This is a genomic window from Streptomyces sp. NPDC107546, assembly GCF_055639175.1.
This window is the reverse complement of sequence record NZ_JBVKBA010000011.1, coordinates 13,938-27,881: the sequence shown is the minus strand read 5'-3', so window position 1 is coordinate 27,881 and position 13,944 is coordinate 13,938. Positions and strand designations below refer to the sequence as shown.

Annotated in this window: 10 protein-coding genes; 5 read left to right on the top strand and 5 right to left on the bottom strand. The window is 71.7% G+C overall.

Annotated features, from left to right (window positions below):
* Nucleotides 1–590: 590 nt before the first annotated feature.
* A complete protein-coding gene (locus tag ACZ7L1_RS18010) occupies nucleotides 591–3,728 on the top strand; it encodes a DNRLRE domain-containing protein (protein WP_471438213.1) in 3,138 nt (1,045 codons plus the stop codon).
* On the opposite strand, the gene ACZ7L1_RS18005 is transcribed toward ACZ7L1_RS18010, so the two are convergent.
* Nucleotides 3,712–4,206 (bottom strand): gamma-glutamylcyclotransferase family protein, encoded by a 495-nt coding sequence (locus ACZ7L1_RS18005; RefSeq protein WP_471438212.1) that lies wholly within the window; start codon nucleotides 4,204–4,206, stop codon nucleotides 3,712–3,714. The two genes, ACZ7L1_RS18010 and ACZ7L1_RS18005, sit on opposite strands and share 17 nt — an antisense overlap.
* Nucleotides 4,207–4,349: 143 nt before the next feature.
* Here ACZ7L1_RS18005 and ACZ7L1_RS18000 point away from each other — a divergent pair, with 143 nt between their 5' ends.
* From ACZ7L1_RS18000 to ACZ7L1_RS17985, 4 genes are all read left to right on the top strand, one after another.
* Nucleotides 4,350–6,002 (top strand): M4 family metallopeptidase, encoded by a 1,653-nt coding sequence (locus ACZ7L1_RS18000; RefSeq protein WP_471438210.1) that lies wholly within the window; start codon nucleotides 4,350–4,352, stop codon nucleotides 6,000–6,002.
* A gap of 76 nt (nucleotides 6,003–6,078) precedes the next feature.
* Nucleotides 6,079–7,008, top strand: coding sequence for an aminoglycoside phosphotransferase family protein (locus ACZ7L1_RS17995; RefSeq protein WP_471438208.1), 930 nt, complete (start codon nucleotides 6,079–6,081; stop codon nucleotides 7,006–7,008).
* Nucleotides 7,009–7,271: 263 nt separating this feature from the next.
* Nucleotides 7,272–7,796, top strand: coding sequence for a hypothetical protein (locus ACZ7L1_RS17990; protein WP_471438207.1), 525 nt, complete (start codon nucleotides 7,272–7,274; stop codon nucleotides 7,794–7,796).
* Nucleotides 7,797–7,910: 114 nt separating this feature from the next.
* The gene (locus tag ACZ7L1_RS17985; protein WP_471438205.1) at nucleotides 7,911–8,531 is read left to right on the top strand and encodes a class F sortase; all 621 of its coding nucleotides are present in this window, start codon (nucleotides 7,911–7,913) and stop codon (nucleotides 8,529–8,531) included.
* 34 nt (nucleotides 8,532–8,565) lie between these two features.
* On the opposite strand, the gene ACZ7L1_RS17980 is transcribed toward ACZ7L1_RS17985, so the two are convergent.
* The 4 genes from ACZ7L1_RS17980 to ACZ7L1_RS17965 form a co-directional block, all read right to left on the bottom strand.
* Nucleotides 8,566–9,348: a sulfite exporter TauE/SafE family protein gene (locus ACZ7L1_RS17980; RefSeq protein WP_471438204.1), complete on the bottom strand. Its 783-nt coding sequence runs from the start codon at nucleotides 9,346–9,348 to the stop codon at nucleotides 8,566–8,568.
* Between the two features lie 151 nt (nucleotides 9,349–9,499).
* Entirely contained in the window at nucleotides 9,500–9,853 is a 354-nt protein-coding gene (gene nirD / locus ACZ7L1_RS17975; RefSeq protein WP_471438203.1) for a nitrite reductase small subunit NirD, read from the bottom strand.
* Nucleotides 9,850–12,441, bottom strand: a complete 2,592-nt coding sequence (gene nirB / locus ACZ7L1_RS17970) for a nitrite reductase large subunit NirB (RefSeq protein WP_471438202.1) — start codon at nucleotides 12,439–12,441, stop codon at nucleotides 9,850–9,852. The genes nirD and nirB overlap by 4 nt, the downstream gene beginning before the upstream one ends.
* Nucleotides 12,441–13,658 (bottom strand): NAD(P)/FAD-dependent oxidoreductase, encoded by a 1,218-nt coding sequence (locus ACZ7L1_RS17965; protein ID WP_471438201.1) that lies wholly within the window; start codon nucleotides 13,656–13,658, stop codon nucleotides 12,441–12,443. The genes nirB and ACZ7L1_RS17965 overlap by 1 nt, the downstream gene beginning before the upstream one ends.
* Nucleotides 13,659–13,944: the final 286 nt, after the last annotated feature.

Genomic DNA, 13,944 nt, shown 5'->3' with positions numbered 1-13,944 from the left:
CCCATGCCTCCGTGCCGAGACTGCTCACCAACAAGGCCGTGGACAACAAAAGGACGGTCGCCGCGCGGCCTTGCCGGCGGCGCCGTCGTTGTGACTCCGTCATCGCTGGGCGCGACCGCCTCAGCCATGACGGTGGACTTTGAGCGCGCATACGCGTCGACCCCACCAAGGCATGCAAAGAAAAACGACAGATGGAATCCGCACCTTCTGTCATGACCCCCGCAGGTTTCAAGATCCGTCCGAGATGGTTCCCGAGTGTTGTGTGATCTGCACCACAGGACGAGACCTGACTGACACTCACCTTCAGGACAAGTCGGCAAGATCGTGATTACCCATGCCTATGACCGCACTTCAGGTGACCAAAAGCCGCACTTGAGGCACGGTCAAAGCCGAGTCAACGCCACCCCATTCGTTCGTCACAACTTCATAAACACTTCATATGTGGACCTGACGTGACGTTCATGTGATCGTGTGCGCAACTCTGCCCCGCGGCCCGCCGACCGGGGCTGTTCGTGCTGTCCGTATCCACCTGGTCCACACGGGAGTAGAACGCCGCCGTGTCCGCGCCGCCTCGTTTTCTCAGCCCCTTTGTGCGCACGCGCACCAGGCTGGCTGTCACCCTCGGCCTTGCCCTGGCCGCCCTGACCGCCGCACTGTTGCCCTGGTGGCAACCCGACGACGCCTCACCACCGCAGGCGGACAAGGCCACCCGCGCCCGCCAGGCCGCCACCGGCCCGCGCGACGAAGCCGACGCCCAGGCCGAGGCCCGCCGCACCCACAAGCCGGTCCTCGTCGAGACGGCCACCACGGCCACCTCCCAGACGTGGGCCCAGCCGGACGGCCAGCTGCGCACCCGAATCACGGCCACGCCGGCCCGGGCGAAGACCGCCACGGGTCAGTGGGCACCGATCGACAACCACCTGCGGCGGGTGAAGAACGCCCCGCGCGGCCTCGGCGTCCAGCCGGTCAACCCCGCCCAGCCGGTCCGCTTCTCCAGCGGCAGCAAGGACAGTAACGCCGACCGCTCCTTCGCGCCTGGGCCTTTGACCGGCCGTCAGGACACCGTCCTGGCCGAGGTCGACTTCGAAGGTCACACCGTCGCCTACACCTGGCCCGGCACCCTGCCCGAGCCGGTGCTCGACGGCCCGCGCGCCCTGTACTCCGAGGTGCTGCCCGGCGTCGACCTGCTGCTCGTCGCCCGCGCCGAGGGCGGCTTCGCCCAGCTGCTGATCGTCAAGACCAAGGAGGCCGCGCAGTCCCCGGCGCTGGCCACCGTGGCCTACGGCCTGCGCTCCAAGACGGCCGTCTTCCACAACGACGCCGGCAGCGGCCGCATCCTGGTCCAGGACCGCTCCGGCAAGGAAATCGGCTCCATCCCCACCCCGTTCGCCTGGGACTCCGCCGGCCGCGACCCCGAGCTCGACGAGGGCAAGGGCACCCCGCACACCTCGGTCGACACCCCCACCGACGTGCTCAAGCTGTCCGGCCTGAGCGGCATCGAGCCCGGCGCGCACAGCGCCCCCATGCCGGTCAAGCTCGCCGGCGACGGCACCGGCACCGCCCGCCTCGACCTGCACGCCGCGCAGGCCGGGCTGTTCAAGAACGCCGACGTGAAGTTCCCGGTGTTCGTCGACCCGACCATGAACAGCGGCTGGCTCGCCTGGACCGTCGCCTACAAGCCGTACCCGAACTCGAGCTTCTGGGACGGCACCAACTTCTCCTCCGGCACCTCCGACGCCCGCGTCGGCTATGAGAACGAGACCGGCGGCACCGCCCGCTCCTTCTGGCGGATGAAGTTCGACACCAGCATCGAGGGCGCGGACGTCTCCAAGGCCACCTTCAAGGTGCTCAACAACCACTCCTGGTCCTGCACCACCCGTGACTTCCAGTTCTGGCTGACCGGGGCCATCTCGTCGGGCACCACCTGGAACAAGCAGCCGAGCTGGTCCACGCAGCTGGACCACCACTCCTTCGCGCACGGCTGGTCCTCCAGCTCCTGCCCCGACGACTACGAGGCGTTCCCGGTCACGGCCGGCGCGCAGAAGGCCGCCGACGGCGGCTGGTCGAACATCACCTTCGGCATGCGCGCGAGCAGCGAGTCGGACGTGCAGACGTGGCGCAAGTTCCAGGCGACCAGCGCCACCCTCGAGGTCGTCTACAACCGGCCGCCCTCCGAGCCCACCGGTGGCAAGACCACGCCGGGCGGCACCTGCTCCGTCGGCGGCTCGGGCGTGACCGTCGGCAAGACCAACATCGTGCTGTCGGCCAACGCCAAGGATGCCGACGGCAACCTCAGCAAGCTGCGCTTCCGCTTCTGGAAGACCGGCGGCACGGTCCCGTCCGGCTGGCTGGTCACTCCCAACTCCAGCGGAACCGCCACCTACACCGTGCCCGCCACGTTCCCGCTGGAGGACAAGACCACCTACTCGTGGGACGTGCGCGCGGAGGACTCCGGCGGCCTGACCTCCACGTACTTCCCTCCCGGCACCGACCCGTGCCGGCTCAACATCGACGCCAGCGCCCCGCCGCAGCCCACCGTCGACAGCGACGACTTCCCCGCGGCCACGCCCGACGGGCAGACCTGGTCCACGGTCAAGTTCGGCGGCCATGGCGCGGTGACCTTCACCTCCGAGGGCGCGACGAAGTTCCGCTGGTCCTTCGAGGGCAACAACCCCGTCTACGTGACCGCCACCAACGGCACCGCGACCGTCGACCCGATGTCCCCCGCGCACGCCGGGCCCAACACCCTCCAGGTGTACGCCTATGACGCCGCCGGCAACGCCAGCCAGCGCACCGACTACACCTTCTACGTGCCGCCGCGGGACACCGCCGACGGCCCCATGGACACCGGCGGTGACCCCTACCCCGACCTGCTGATCGTCAACGCCGACGGCAACCTGCGCAACTGCGTCGGCGGCGACGGCGGCGACCTGTACAACTGCCTGACCGCGTCCTACGACAGCACCAAGCCGAAGGACCAGCAGACCGACCCGCAGGGCCACTGGTTCGACCCGGCCACCGGCAAGGCCGCCCTGATCACGCACTACCAGGACGTCTATCCCGGCGACGGCTCCACCGACCTGTTCGCGGTCACCCCCGACGGGCACTTCTACCTGTACCCCGGCGACGGCTACGGCAGCTACGACGTCTCCCAGCGCCTGGAGGTCCGCCTCCCGTCGAACGCCCCCGCGCCCTCGACGTGGACGCAGATCAGGGCCGTCGGCGACATCACCGGCGACAAGCTGCCCGACCTGGTGCTGCGGGCCGGCACCGCGTTCTGGACCCTGTCCGGCTACACCGGCGCCACCTTCCAGACCGCGACCCTGATGGAGGGCAGCGCCTGGGCCCGCCGGGAGATCGTCAACGTGACCGACATCAGCGGCGACGGCACTCCCGACCTGCTGTGGCGCAACCTGGACAACGGCAACATGTACGACCGCCAGGGCAAGCCCGGCGCCGTCACCGGCAGCGTCGACCTGGAGTCGCTGAAGCTGGCCGCCAACTCGCTGACCGGGAAGGACGAGTCCTACGGCACCGGCTGGACGGATGTCGCCGTGCCGACGGCCATCGGCATCCCGGACATCAACGCGGACGGCATCCCCGACATCTGGGCCCGCTTCGCCTCCGACGGGTACACGCGGATCTACAACCCGTCGCGGACGAACACCAACGCTGCGGTGAAGGTCGTCCTGTCGGTGAACTGGAACACGATCAAGGCCTTCGGCTGACGGTCGATTCCGTTCCCTCGCGTGAGCCCCGGCACCCCGTGCCGGGGCTCACCCCGTTTCCGACAGTCCGCCGGCTCAGCCAGTCCCCGCTCCCGATCAGCTTGCCCCGCCGCCGCAGCCGGGCCGCGACGGCGGGTGCGGCCAGGTACACCCAGGCCCGTACGGTCCTGCCGTCCGCGGCGGTCACCTCCCGCTGCACCCGCTCGTACAGGCTGCGCGGATCACCCGGCACGTACTCCTCGAGGCGGTCCAGCAGGACGAGCAGACCGTCGTACGCCTCGGGCCGCGCGGTGACGATCTCGCCCGTGACCGTGCCGCCTTCCTCGTCCGCCACCGCGTAGGGGTAGCCGGGCCCTTCGTACAGCACCGCGCCACGCAGCCGGCCCGGCTCCTCGAAGCCGGTGCGGCCGCGCAGGAAGAGGGCGTGGTTGTGCTCCCCCGGGCGAAGCGTCCCGTAGACGAAGAACGGCAGTCTCACAGAACCGATTCTTCCCCCTCACACATCTCCCCGGCCGCTCCATGGACATGACACGCCCTGGACCCTTCAATCGGAGGGACGCCAGGGGGTTTCCCCTCCCCTGCCTTCCCCACGCGCCCCCGGGCGCCTTCCCTAGGAGACCGATGAGCCGGATACGGCCTGCCCGAGGTTCCCGTCTCACCGCGGCCGGCACCGCGGCGACCGCCGCCGCCCTGCTGGCCGCAGCACTCGCCCCGGCCCCCGCCGCCGACGCGGCCGCCAGACCCAGCCGCTCCACCGTGATACGCGACGCCGCGGCGGTGCTGGTGCGCGAGGCCGCCCGCCTGGGCCTGACACCGGCGCAGGGCACGAGCGTACGAGACGTCGTCGTGGATCCGGACGGCAGCCGGCATGTGCGCTACGACCGGACGTACCGTCAGCTTCCCGTGTTCGGCGGCGACTTCGTGCTCCACCTCGCGCCCGACGGGTCGTACCGCAGCGCCGACCGGGCCACCAGGCGCGCCATTTCGCTGCCGACCATCACTCCCGCCGTGAAGACCCCCAAGGCCGCCGATCTCGCCACCGCCGCGCTGCGCGCCGCGAACGCCGGGGAGTTGCTCAAGCACCTGACCGCCAGGCCGCAGCTCGTCGTCGACGCGCTGCACGGCGCGCCCCGGCTGGCCTGGCGCACCGAGGTCACCGGGCAGGACACGCTCGGCAACCCGGTCGCGCGCACCGTGGTCACGGACGCAGGGACCGGGCGGCAGATCGACGCCTGGGACAGCATCGAGACGGCGTCCGGTGACGGCAAGTCCCTCTACAGCGGCACGGTTCCGCTTCAGACGACGCAGTCCGGGTCGGCGTACCAGCTCAAGGACCCCACGCGGGGCGACACGTACACGGGCGACGCCGAGAACAAGACCGACCTGTGCTTCCTCACCACCATCTGCGTCAGCCGCGCCCCCGCCACCCTCTTCACCGACTCCGACGACCACTGGGGTTCGGGCACGGTGTCGGACCGCTCCTCGGCGGCGGTGGACGCGCAGTACGGCACCGACGTGACCTGGGACTACTACAAGAACGTGCACGGCCGCAGCGGCATCGCGGGCGACGGCAAGGGGTCCTACAACCGCGTCCACTACGGCACGAACTACAACAACGCCTTCTGGGACGACAACTGCTTCTGCATGACGTACGGCGACGGTGACGGCACGACGCTCGGGCCGCTGGTGGCGCTGGACGTTGCCGGGCACGAGATGACGCACGGCGTGACGTCGAAGACGGCGGCGCTGGCGTACTCCGGGGAGTCGGGCGGGCTGAACGAGGCCACGTCGGACATCTTCGGCACGCTGGTGGAGTGGTACGCGAACAACGCCTCCGACCCCGGTGACTACCTGATCGGCGAGAAGATCGTCCGTTCGGGCTTCGGCAAGTCGGCGCTGCGCTACATGGACAAGCCGTCCAAGGACGGCAACTCGGCTGACTGCTGGAGCAGTTCGGTGGGCAAGCTGGACGTGCACTACTCGTCCGGCGTCGCGAACCACTTCGCGTACCTGCTCGCGGAGGGCAGCGGCGCCAAGACCGTCAACGGTGTCGCCTACGACTCCCCCACCTGCAACGGCTCCACGGTGACGGGCATCGGCCGGGACAAGCTCGGCAAGATCTGGTACCGGGCGCTGACCGTCTACATGACGTCCTCCACGAACTACGCGGGCGCCCGCACGGCCACGCTGAACGCGGCGAAGGACCTGTACGGGGCGGGGAGCACGGAGTACGACGCGGTGGCGGCGGCCTGGAGCGCCGTGAACGTCGGCTGAGGGAAATACGGTGGCGGGCCGGGTGCCGCCCTGCCTACGCTGCGGCACCCGACCGCCGTACTCGCGCTGGAGAGCGATGCCCGCCGCGAAGATGCACGCCGACGAACTGGACGTGGACACCGCGCTGGTGCGCCGGCTGGTCGCCGGGCAGTTCCCTCAATGGGCCGGGCTGCCGGTCACCGAGGTGCCGTCCGCCGGGACGGACAACGCCATGTACCGGCTGGGCGACGACATGGTCGTACGGCTGCCCCGGCGGCCCGACGGGGCGCGGCAGGTGGACAAGGAGCAGCGCTGGCTGCCGCTGCTGGCCCCGCATCTGCCGCTGACCGTCCCGGTGCCGCTCGGCAGGGGCGCTCCGGCAGCCGGGTACGCGCAGCCGTGGTCGGTGCTGCGCTGGCTGGACGGCGGTAACGCCTACGAGGACCCGATCACCGAACTCGACACGGCAGCCGTGGAGTTGGGCCGTTTCGTGGCGGCCCTGCGGCGGGTCGACGCGAGCGGCGGTCCGGCGTCCTGGCGGGGCGGCCCGGTGGCGGCGAACGACGCGTACGTCCGCGCGGCCATCCGCGACCTGGGCGCGGACGGCACGGTGGACGCCGCCGCGGCGACCGCGCTGTGGGAGGAGGTCGTCCGGCTCCCGCAGTGGGAGGGCGATCCCGTCTGGCTGCACGGGGACCTGCTGCCCGGGAACCTGCTCACGACCGCGGGCCGGCTGACCGCGGTGATCGACTTCGGCGGCCTGGGCGTGGGCGACCCGGCGGCCGACACTCTGGCCGCGTGGGCGGTCTTCACCCGCGGCACCCGCGACCTGTTCCGCGAGGCGGCCGCCGTGGACGACGCGACCTGGGCCCGGGGCCGGGGCTGGGCCCTCTGCTTCGGCCTGACGGCGGAGCACTACTACCGGGAGACCAATCCGGTCCTGGCGGCCGTGGGGCACCGGACGGTGTCCGAGGCGCTGGCGGACCGGGGTTTCCCGGCGGCACGGCGGACGGAATCCGGCGCCTGACGACCGGTCACCCGTTCACCACCCCTGTTCACCACCCCCCGTTCACCCTCGGGTGTTCTTCCCTCACTAGCCGCCCCAACGCCGCTGACCTGCCCAAACGCCGCCGCTACCACTTTCGCCCGGCACCCGTTCACCGTATTTCTGACACCCCGTCAGCGAGCGGCCGCGGCCCGCTTCCCTTTTCCTCGACAGTGCGGGGACACGACCGACACAGCGGCACGCCGGTGATGCCGCGGGCCGTGTCCCGCCCGAGGAGCACCACGATGCGACGTACGGCCCGTTCGCTGACCGGCACCGCGCTCGCCCTCGCCGCCGCGGGGCTCGCCGCCGCGCCCGCGTACGGCGGTGAGACCGGGAGGCTGGAGGTCTTCCCCTCCATGGCCGCGCCCGGGAGCGAGGTCACCGTCAACACGGCGGCGTGCGGCGCGAACGGCTCCGCGGCGGGCGACGCCACGGCGGTCGGCGGCGGCACGTTCACGCTCGCGCCCAGCACCCACGAGCAGGACGTGATCGGCCGGTTCCGGGTGCCGCCCGGCGCGCAGCCGGGGACGTACGAGATCGTCGCCACGTGCTCCGGAGGCCGGCGGGCCAGGGTGACCGGTGACCTGACGGTCACCCTCAGCGCGGCCAAGGATCAGACGCGTCCGCGAGGAAGCGTGAAGACGGGGGTCGGCGGTGCACTCGGCCCCGACCCCGTGCGGACCGCGGCCGGTGTGACGGCACTCGCCGTCGCCGCCGCGGGCGGTACCTGGCTCCTGCATCGCCGACTGAGAGGCGACGGGATCTGACGGACGCCTCCGCTGTCCGTCGCCGGTACCGCCGTCCCCATCCCCCTCCGGGTCCGACTGCCCCTCGCGGCCCGGAGGGGGTCCGGGATCAGGGCCTGTCGGAAGGAGCTTCGTGTGCACAAGGTCGGCAACGCGGCGATAGCGTCCGTCACGGCGGTCTCCCTCTGCTCCGGCGCCTGGCTGCTGCACAGCGCCTACCACGCCGAGGCGCCCCCTCAGCCATCCGCCGCCCAGGGCGCCGTGGACCCGGACCGCGAGGGCTTCGCCGCGCCCGCGCTGCCGCCCTCCCCGCCCGACCGCATCCGCATACCCTCGATCCACGTGGACGCGCCCCTGATGGGCCTGCGGCTGACCAGTGCGGGCAGCCTTGACGTCCCGCCCGCCGACGACAAGAACCTCGCCGGCTGGTACGAGGCCGGCACCATGCCCGGCGAGACCGGCACCGCGATCGTCGCCGGGCACGTCGACAACACCCGGGGCCCGGCGGTCTTCTACGACCTGGGTGCCCTGAGCAAGGGCAGCACGATCGAGATCGGCCGCCGCGACGGCTCGACCGCCGTGTTCACCGTGGACGCGGTCGAGGTCTACGCCGCGCGGAACTTCCCCGACGACAAGGTGTACGGCGCGGCGGGGCGCCCTGAGCTACGGGTGATCACCTGCGGCGGCGGCTACTCGAAGACGACGGGCTACCAGGGCAACGTGGTCGTCTTCGCCCACCTGACGGGCAGCCGCTGAACCGCCCGGGCCGTCTGCGGCACCTACCGCTCACTCATGCCGGCCACTGCTCGTACGCCAGGTTCGCGACCAGGGCGAACACCACCGTCAGCAGCACGATCCGCACGAACCCGCTGCCCCGCTTCAGCGCAGTCCGCGCCCCGATCATGCCGCCGACCAGGTTGAAGCCGGCCATCAGCACCGCCAGCTGCCAGAACACCGTGCCCTTCCACGCGAACGTGGCGAGCGCGCCCGCGTTGGTGCAGCAGTTGACGATCTTCGCGGTGGCGGAGGCGGTCACCAGGTCCAGGTGCAGCACCGCGGTGAGCGCCAGGACGAGGAAGGTGCCGGTGCCGGGGCCGATGAGGCCGTCGTAGAAGCCGATGCCGAGGCCCGCGAGCCCGATCGCGGCGAGCACCCGGCGTGCGGAGACCGGCGTGGTGGAGGGGGCGGTGCCGAAGGCGGGGCGCAGGATCACGAAGGCGCCGACGCCGAGCAGCACCACCATGACGACCGGCTTGAGGACGTCGGTGCTCAGCCCGGCGGCCACGAACGCCCCGGCCGTGGACCCGGCGAGCGCCGCGAACCCGATCCGTACGGCCGTCCCCACGTCGACCGGTGTCCGGCGCGCGTACGTCACGGCCGCCCCCGTCGTCCCGACGATCGCGACGGCCTTGTTGGTGCCGAGCGCGTACGACGCGGGGGTGCCGCCGGGCAGCCCCAGGAGCAGTACGGGAAGCAGCAGCAGTCCGCCACCCCCGACCACGGCGTCGATCCAGCCGGCCGCGAGCGCGGCGAGGCACAGGGCGGCGCCCATGGTCAGCGAGATGTCGGGCATGATCGTGACCCTAGGGACGGGGTCGGTGGCCCGTCCATCCATATGAGGGTCTTCTGAGGTTGCGCGAGGGGCTTGCGAGGGTGCCGACGGCCCCGCCGCCGGGCCTGTGACCGGCCCGGCGGACTTAAGGGAGGCGTCCTCGGCACCGTCCTCAGGCGGCCCGTACCTCGTAGGCCGTCACCCGGACCGTCTCGTCGTCCAGGCACTGGCCGGTCTCCAGGTCGAAGCGCTGCTTGAGCAGCGGCGAGGCGACGAAGGGGCGGCCCTGGTGGGTGCCGGTCAGCCCCCGGGAGAGGACCGCGGCACCGCCGAAGGGGTCCCGGTTGTCGATGCCGTACAGCCGGCCCGAGCGGTCCCGGAAGAGCGCAACCTGGCGGCCGTCCGGCAGCAGTGCCGCCACGCCACGGCCCGGCGTCAGCGTGCTCATGTCGCAGACCGGGAACCAGGTGTCCTCGTCGATCAGGAGCTCGATCTTCAGGTCGGTGGTCTCGAGTGCCAGGGTCATCGCTGGGCGCTTCCTTCCAGGGGTCGCGTGCCGATGGTGAGCAGCGGCAGGTCGGGCTTGATCTGGTCGCGCTCGGGGACGAAGCCGACGACCGGGTCGGGGGTGTCCGGCGCGTTGACGAAGGACACGAACCGGGCCAGCTTCTCGGGGTCGTTGATGGTCTCGGCCCACTCGTCGCGGTAGTTCGCGACGTGCGCGGCCATCAGGGCCTCCAGCTCGTCGCAGATGCCGAGCGAGTCGTGGACGACCACGTCGCGCACGTGGTCCAGGCCGCCGGGGATCCGCTCCAGCCACACGCTGGTGCGCTCCAGGCGGTCGGCGGTGCGGATGTAGAACATCAGGAACCGGTCGACGAGGCGGACGAGTTCGGCGTCGGAGAGGTCCTGGGCGAGCAGGTCCGCGTGGCGCGGGGTGGCGCCGCCGTTGCCGCCGACGTAGAGGTTCCAGCCGTTCGCGGTGGCGATCACACCGAAGTCCTTCGACTGGGCCTCGGCGCACTCGCGGGCGCACCCGGAGACGGCCGACTTCAGCTTGTGCGGGGAGCGCAGGCCCCGGTAGCGCAGCTCCAGGTCGATCGCCATGCGGACGGAGTCCTGGACGCCGTAGCGGCACCAGGTGGAGCCCACGCAGGACTTCACCGTGCGCAGCGCCTTGCCGTAGGCGTGTCCCGACTCGAAGCCGGCGTCGACCAGGCGGGCCCAGATCAGCGGGAGCTGCTCGACGCGCGCACCGAACAGGTCGATCCGCTGACCACCGGTGATCTTCGTGTAGAGACCGAAGTCCCGGGCGATCTCACCGATCACGATCAGCTTCTCCGGGGTGATCTCACCGCCGGGGATGCGCGGCACGACCGAGTAGGAGCCGTTCTTCTGCAGGTTGGCCAGGAAGTGGTCGTTGCTGTCCTGAAGCGCGGCCTGCTCGCCGTCCAGGACGTAGCCGCTCGCGCCGATCGTCGGGGCGAGCGAGGCGATGATCGAGGCGACGGCCGGCTTGCAGGTCTCGCAGCCGTCGCCGCCGCGGGCGCCCTCGCGGCCGTAGCGGTCGAGCAGGTCCTGGTAGGAGTTGATACGCAGGGCGAGGACGATCTCGTACAACTCCTCGCGGGTCTGCGAGAAGCAGCCGCACAGGCCCTTGTCGACCTCGACGCCGCTCGCCTCGAGTTCGGCGTCGACCAACTGGCCCAGCACCTTGACACAACTGCCGCACGTCGTACCGGCCTTGGTGCACTTCTTCACCTCGGGCACGGTGGTGCACTTGTGCTCCGTGACCGCGCCGCGGATCGTGCCCTTGGTGACGTTGTTGCAGGAGCAGATGATCGCGTCGTCCGGCAGCGCGGTCGGGCCGAGCTGGGCGGACTCCCCGGCGCCGGCGGGCAGCACCAGCGACTCGGGCGAGACGGGCGGGACCGAACCGGTGAAGGCCTTCAGCGTGCCGTACGCCTCCGCGTCGCCGACGAGGATGCCGCCGAGCAGCGTGCCGTCGCGGCCGATGACCAGCTTCTTGTACAGACCCGAGCGCGAGTCGGAGTAGACGACGTCGAGGCAGTCCTCGGTGGTGCCGTGCGCGTCGCCGAAGGAGGCCACGTCGACGCCGAGCAGCTTCAGCTTGGTGGACAGGTCGGCGCCGGTGAACTCCGCCTCGTCGGCGGCGATCGTCGCGGCGGCCGTCTCGGCCTGCTCGTAACCGGGGGCGACCAGGCCGTACACCCGGCCGTCCGCCGCGAGCGCGCACTCGCCGATCGCGAACACGTGCGGGTCGGTGACCGTGCGGCACCGCTCGTCGACGGTGATGCCACCGCGCTCGCCGACCGCGAGACCGCAGTCGCGGGCGAGCTGGTCGCGGGGGCGGACACCGGCGGAGAAGACGACCAGGTCGGTGGCGAGTTCGGAGCCGTCGGAGAGCTTCATGCCGGTGACCGCGCCGGCCTCGTCGACCACGATCTCCTGGGTGCCGACGCCGGTGTGGACGGTCAGGCCCATGTCCTCGATGGTGCGCAGCAGGGCCGCGCCGCCGCCCTCGTCGACCTGCACGGGCATCAGACGCGGTGCGAACTCCACGATGTGGGAGGTGAGTCCGAGACCCTTCAGCGCGCCGGCCGCCTCCAGTCCGAGCAGACCGCCGCCGACCACGGCGCCGACCTGAGCCTTCGTCTTCGCGTACTCCTCGATCGCGAGGAGGTCCTCGATCGTGCGGTAGGCGAAGCAGCCCTCGGCGTCCTTGCCGGGGACCGGCGGGACGAAGGGGTACGAGCCGGTGGCGAGGACCAGCGTGTCGTACTCGAAGAGCTGGCCGGACTTGGCCGTGACCTTCTTCGCCTCGCGGTCGATGGTCTCGGCCGGGTCGCCGACGTACAGCTCGATGCCGTGCGTGTTGATGAACTCCATGTCCGTCAGGGACAGCTCCTCGGGCGTCTTGCCCGAGAAGTACGAGGTGAGCGCCACGCGGTCGTAGGCGGGGCGGGGCTCCTCGCACAGCACGACCACCCGGTGCGTGGCGGTCAGGCCGCGCTCGGCGAGCGCTTCGAGGAAGCGCTGGCCGACCATGCCATGGCCGACGAGCACGATCGTGGGGGTGGTGTCCGTGGACATCAGGAGCCTCCATCGTTGGTGAGCAGGTGGAGCAGCGGGGCACCGTCCGTGGGGAGCGGCTCTGCTCCCTCCCAGGCGCGGGCGAGCGCGCCGACGGTGCCGAGTTCGCCGACGAGTACGCCGCCGACCAGGCGGTCGTCGCGGACGACGACCTTCCTGTAGGTGCCGCGGGTCGCGTCGGTGAGCTGCACGACGTCGTCGCCGGGGCGGGGTTCGGTCTCGCCGAAGGCGGCGAGATCGAGGAAGTCGTGCCCGGCGAGGGTGAGCCGGGTCAGGGAGCGGGTGCCGGTGTAGCGGGAGTCCGGGTCTCCGGCCAGCGACTCCGCCAGCGCCTCGGCCTGTTCGAGAGCGGGGGTGGCCAGCCCGTACACCGTGCCGTCGTGCTGGGCGCAGTCGCCGATGGCCCGGATGTGCGGGTCGGAGGTGCGCAGTTCGTCGTCGACGAGGATGCCCTTGTGGACGGCGAGGCCCGCGTCCTGGGCGAGGCCCACCCGGGGGTGGACGCCGCAGGCCAGGACGACGAGGTCGGTGTCGAGGGCGTAGCCGTCGGCCATCTCCACGGTGCGGACGGCGCCGCCGAGGGTGCGCACGCCGCGCACCCGGGTCTCGGTGTGGACCTCGACGCCGAGGTCGGTGAGGTGGCGGCGCACCAGCTTCGAGGCGGAGGGGTCGAGCTGGCGTTCCATCAGGCGCTCGGCCTGCTGGGCCAGGACGACCTGGGCGCCGCGGGCGGCGAGGGCGCGGGCGGCGGAGACGCCGAGGAGCCCGCCGCCGATGACGACGGCGCGCACACCCGCGCGGACGGCCTTGGCGAGGCCCAGGCAGTCGTCCATCGTGCGGAACGCGTGGACGCCCTCGGGCAGCTCGGCCCGGCCGGGGGTGAGCAGGCCGCGCAGGGGCGGCAGGACGGGGTTCGAACCGGTGGCGAGGACGAGCGTGTCGTATGCGATCACCGCGCCGTCCGAGCACTGGATCTCACGGGCCGCCCGGTCGATCCGGGTGACCCGGGCCCGGACGAGGCGCTCGGGGGCCGGGAGGGAGATCACCTCGGGCGCGTAGCGGCCGGCCAGCACGTCGGCGAGCAGCACACGGTTGTACGGGGGGTGCTCCTCCTCCCCGACGACCAGGGCGGGCACACCGAGCTCGCCGAGCCGCCGGGCGAGACGGACGCCCGCGAGCCCGGCGCCGATCACCACCACACGCGTATTCGAGGTCATGTGTCGAGCGTGCGGTGCCGACGTTACCCGGCCGCATCACGACTGTTTCCCACGGGGAACGCTGCCCTCAGCGGGGGCGGGGGATGGGTGTGAGGGTTCCGGGGGCGGGGTGGGGGCGCGGTGTGAGGCGGAAGCCAAGTCACGGGGGCGGTGTGGCCGAAGGTGCCGCGCAGGCAGTCGTCGAGGTCGGCCGGGCAGCTGCCGGAGCAGGCGCCCGGCCCGTAGATGTGTCGCACCTGCGGTCGAGCCTCGTGCAGCCGCCGCCACGCGGACAGCCCCGGCCCAG

Excerpts from the sequence above, each read along its gene's own strand:
- ACZ7L1_RS18000 (WP_471438210.1), top strand. The coding sequence starts at position 4,350 with ATGAGCCGGATACGGCCTGCCCGAGGTTCCCGTCTCACCGCGGCCGGC.
- ACZ7L1_RS17980 (WP_471438204.1), bottom strand. The coding sequence starts at position 9,348 with ATGCCCGACATCTCGCTGACCATGGGCGCCGCCCTGTGCCTCGCCGCG.
- ACZ7L1_RS17995 (WP_471438208.1), top strand. The coding sequence starts at position 6,079 with ATGCCCGCCGCGAAGATGCACGCCGACGAACTGGACGTGGACACCGCG.
- ACZ7L1_RS17965 (WP_471438201.1), bottom strand. The coding sequence starts at position 13,658 with ATGACCTCGAATACGCGTGTGGTGGTGATCGGCGCCGGGCTCGCGGGC.
- ACZ7L1_RS17990 (WP_471438207.1), top strand. The coding sequence starts at position 7,272 with ATGCGACGTACGGCCCGTTCGCTGACCGGCACCGCGCTCGCCCTCGCC.
- nirB (WP_471438202.1), bottom strand. The coding sequence starts at position 12,441 with ATGTCCACGGACACCACCCCCACGATCGTGCTCGTCGGCCATGGCATG.
- nirD (WP_471438203.1), bottom strand. The coding sequence starts at position 9,853 with ATGACCCTGGCACTCGAGACCACCGACCTGAAGATCGAGCTCCTGATC.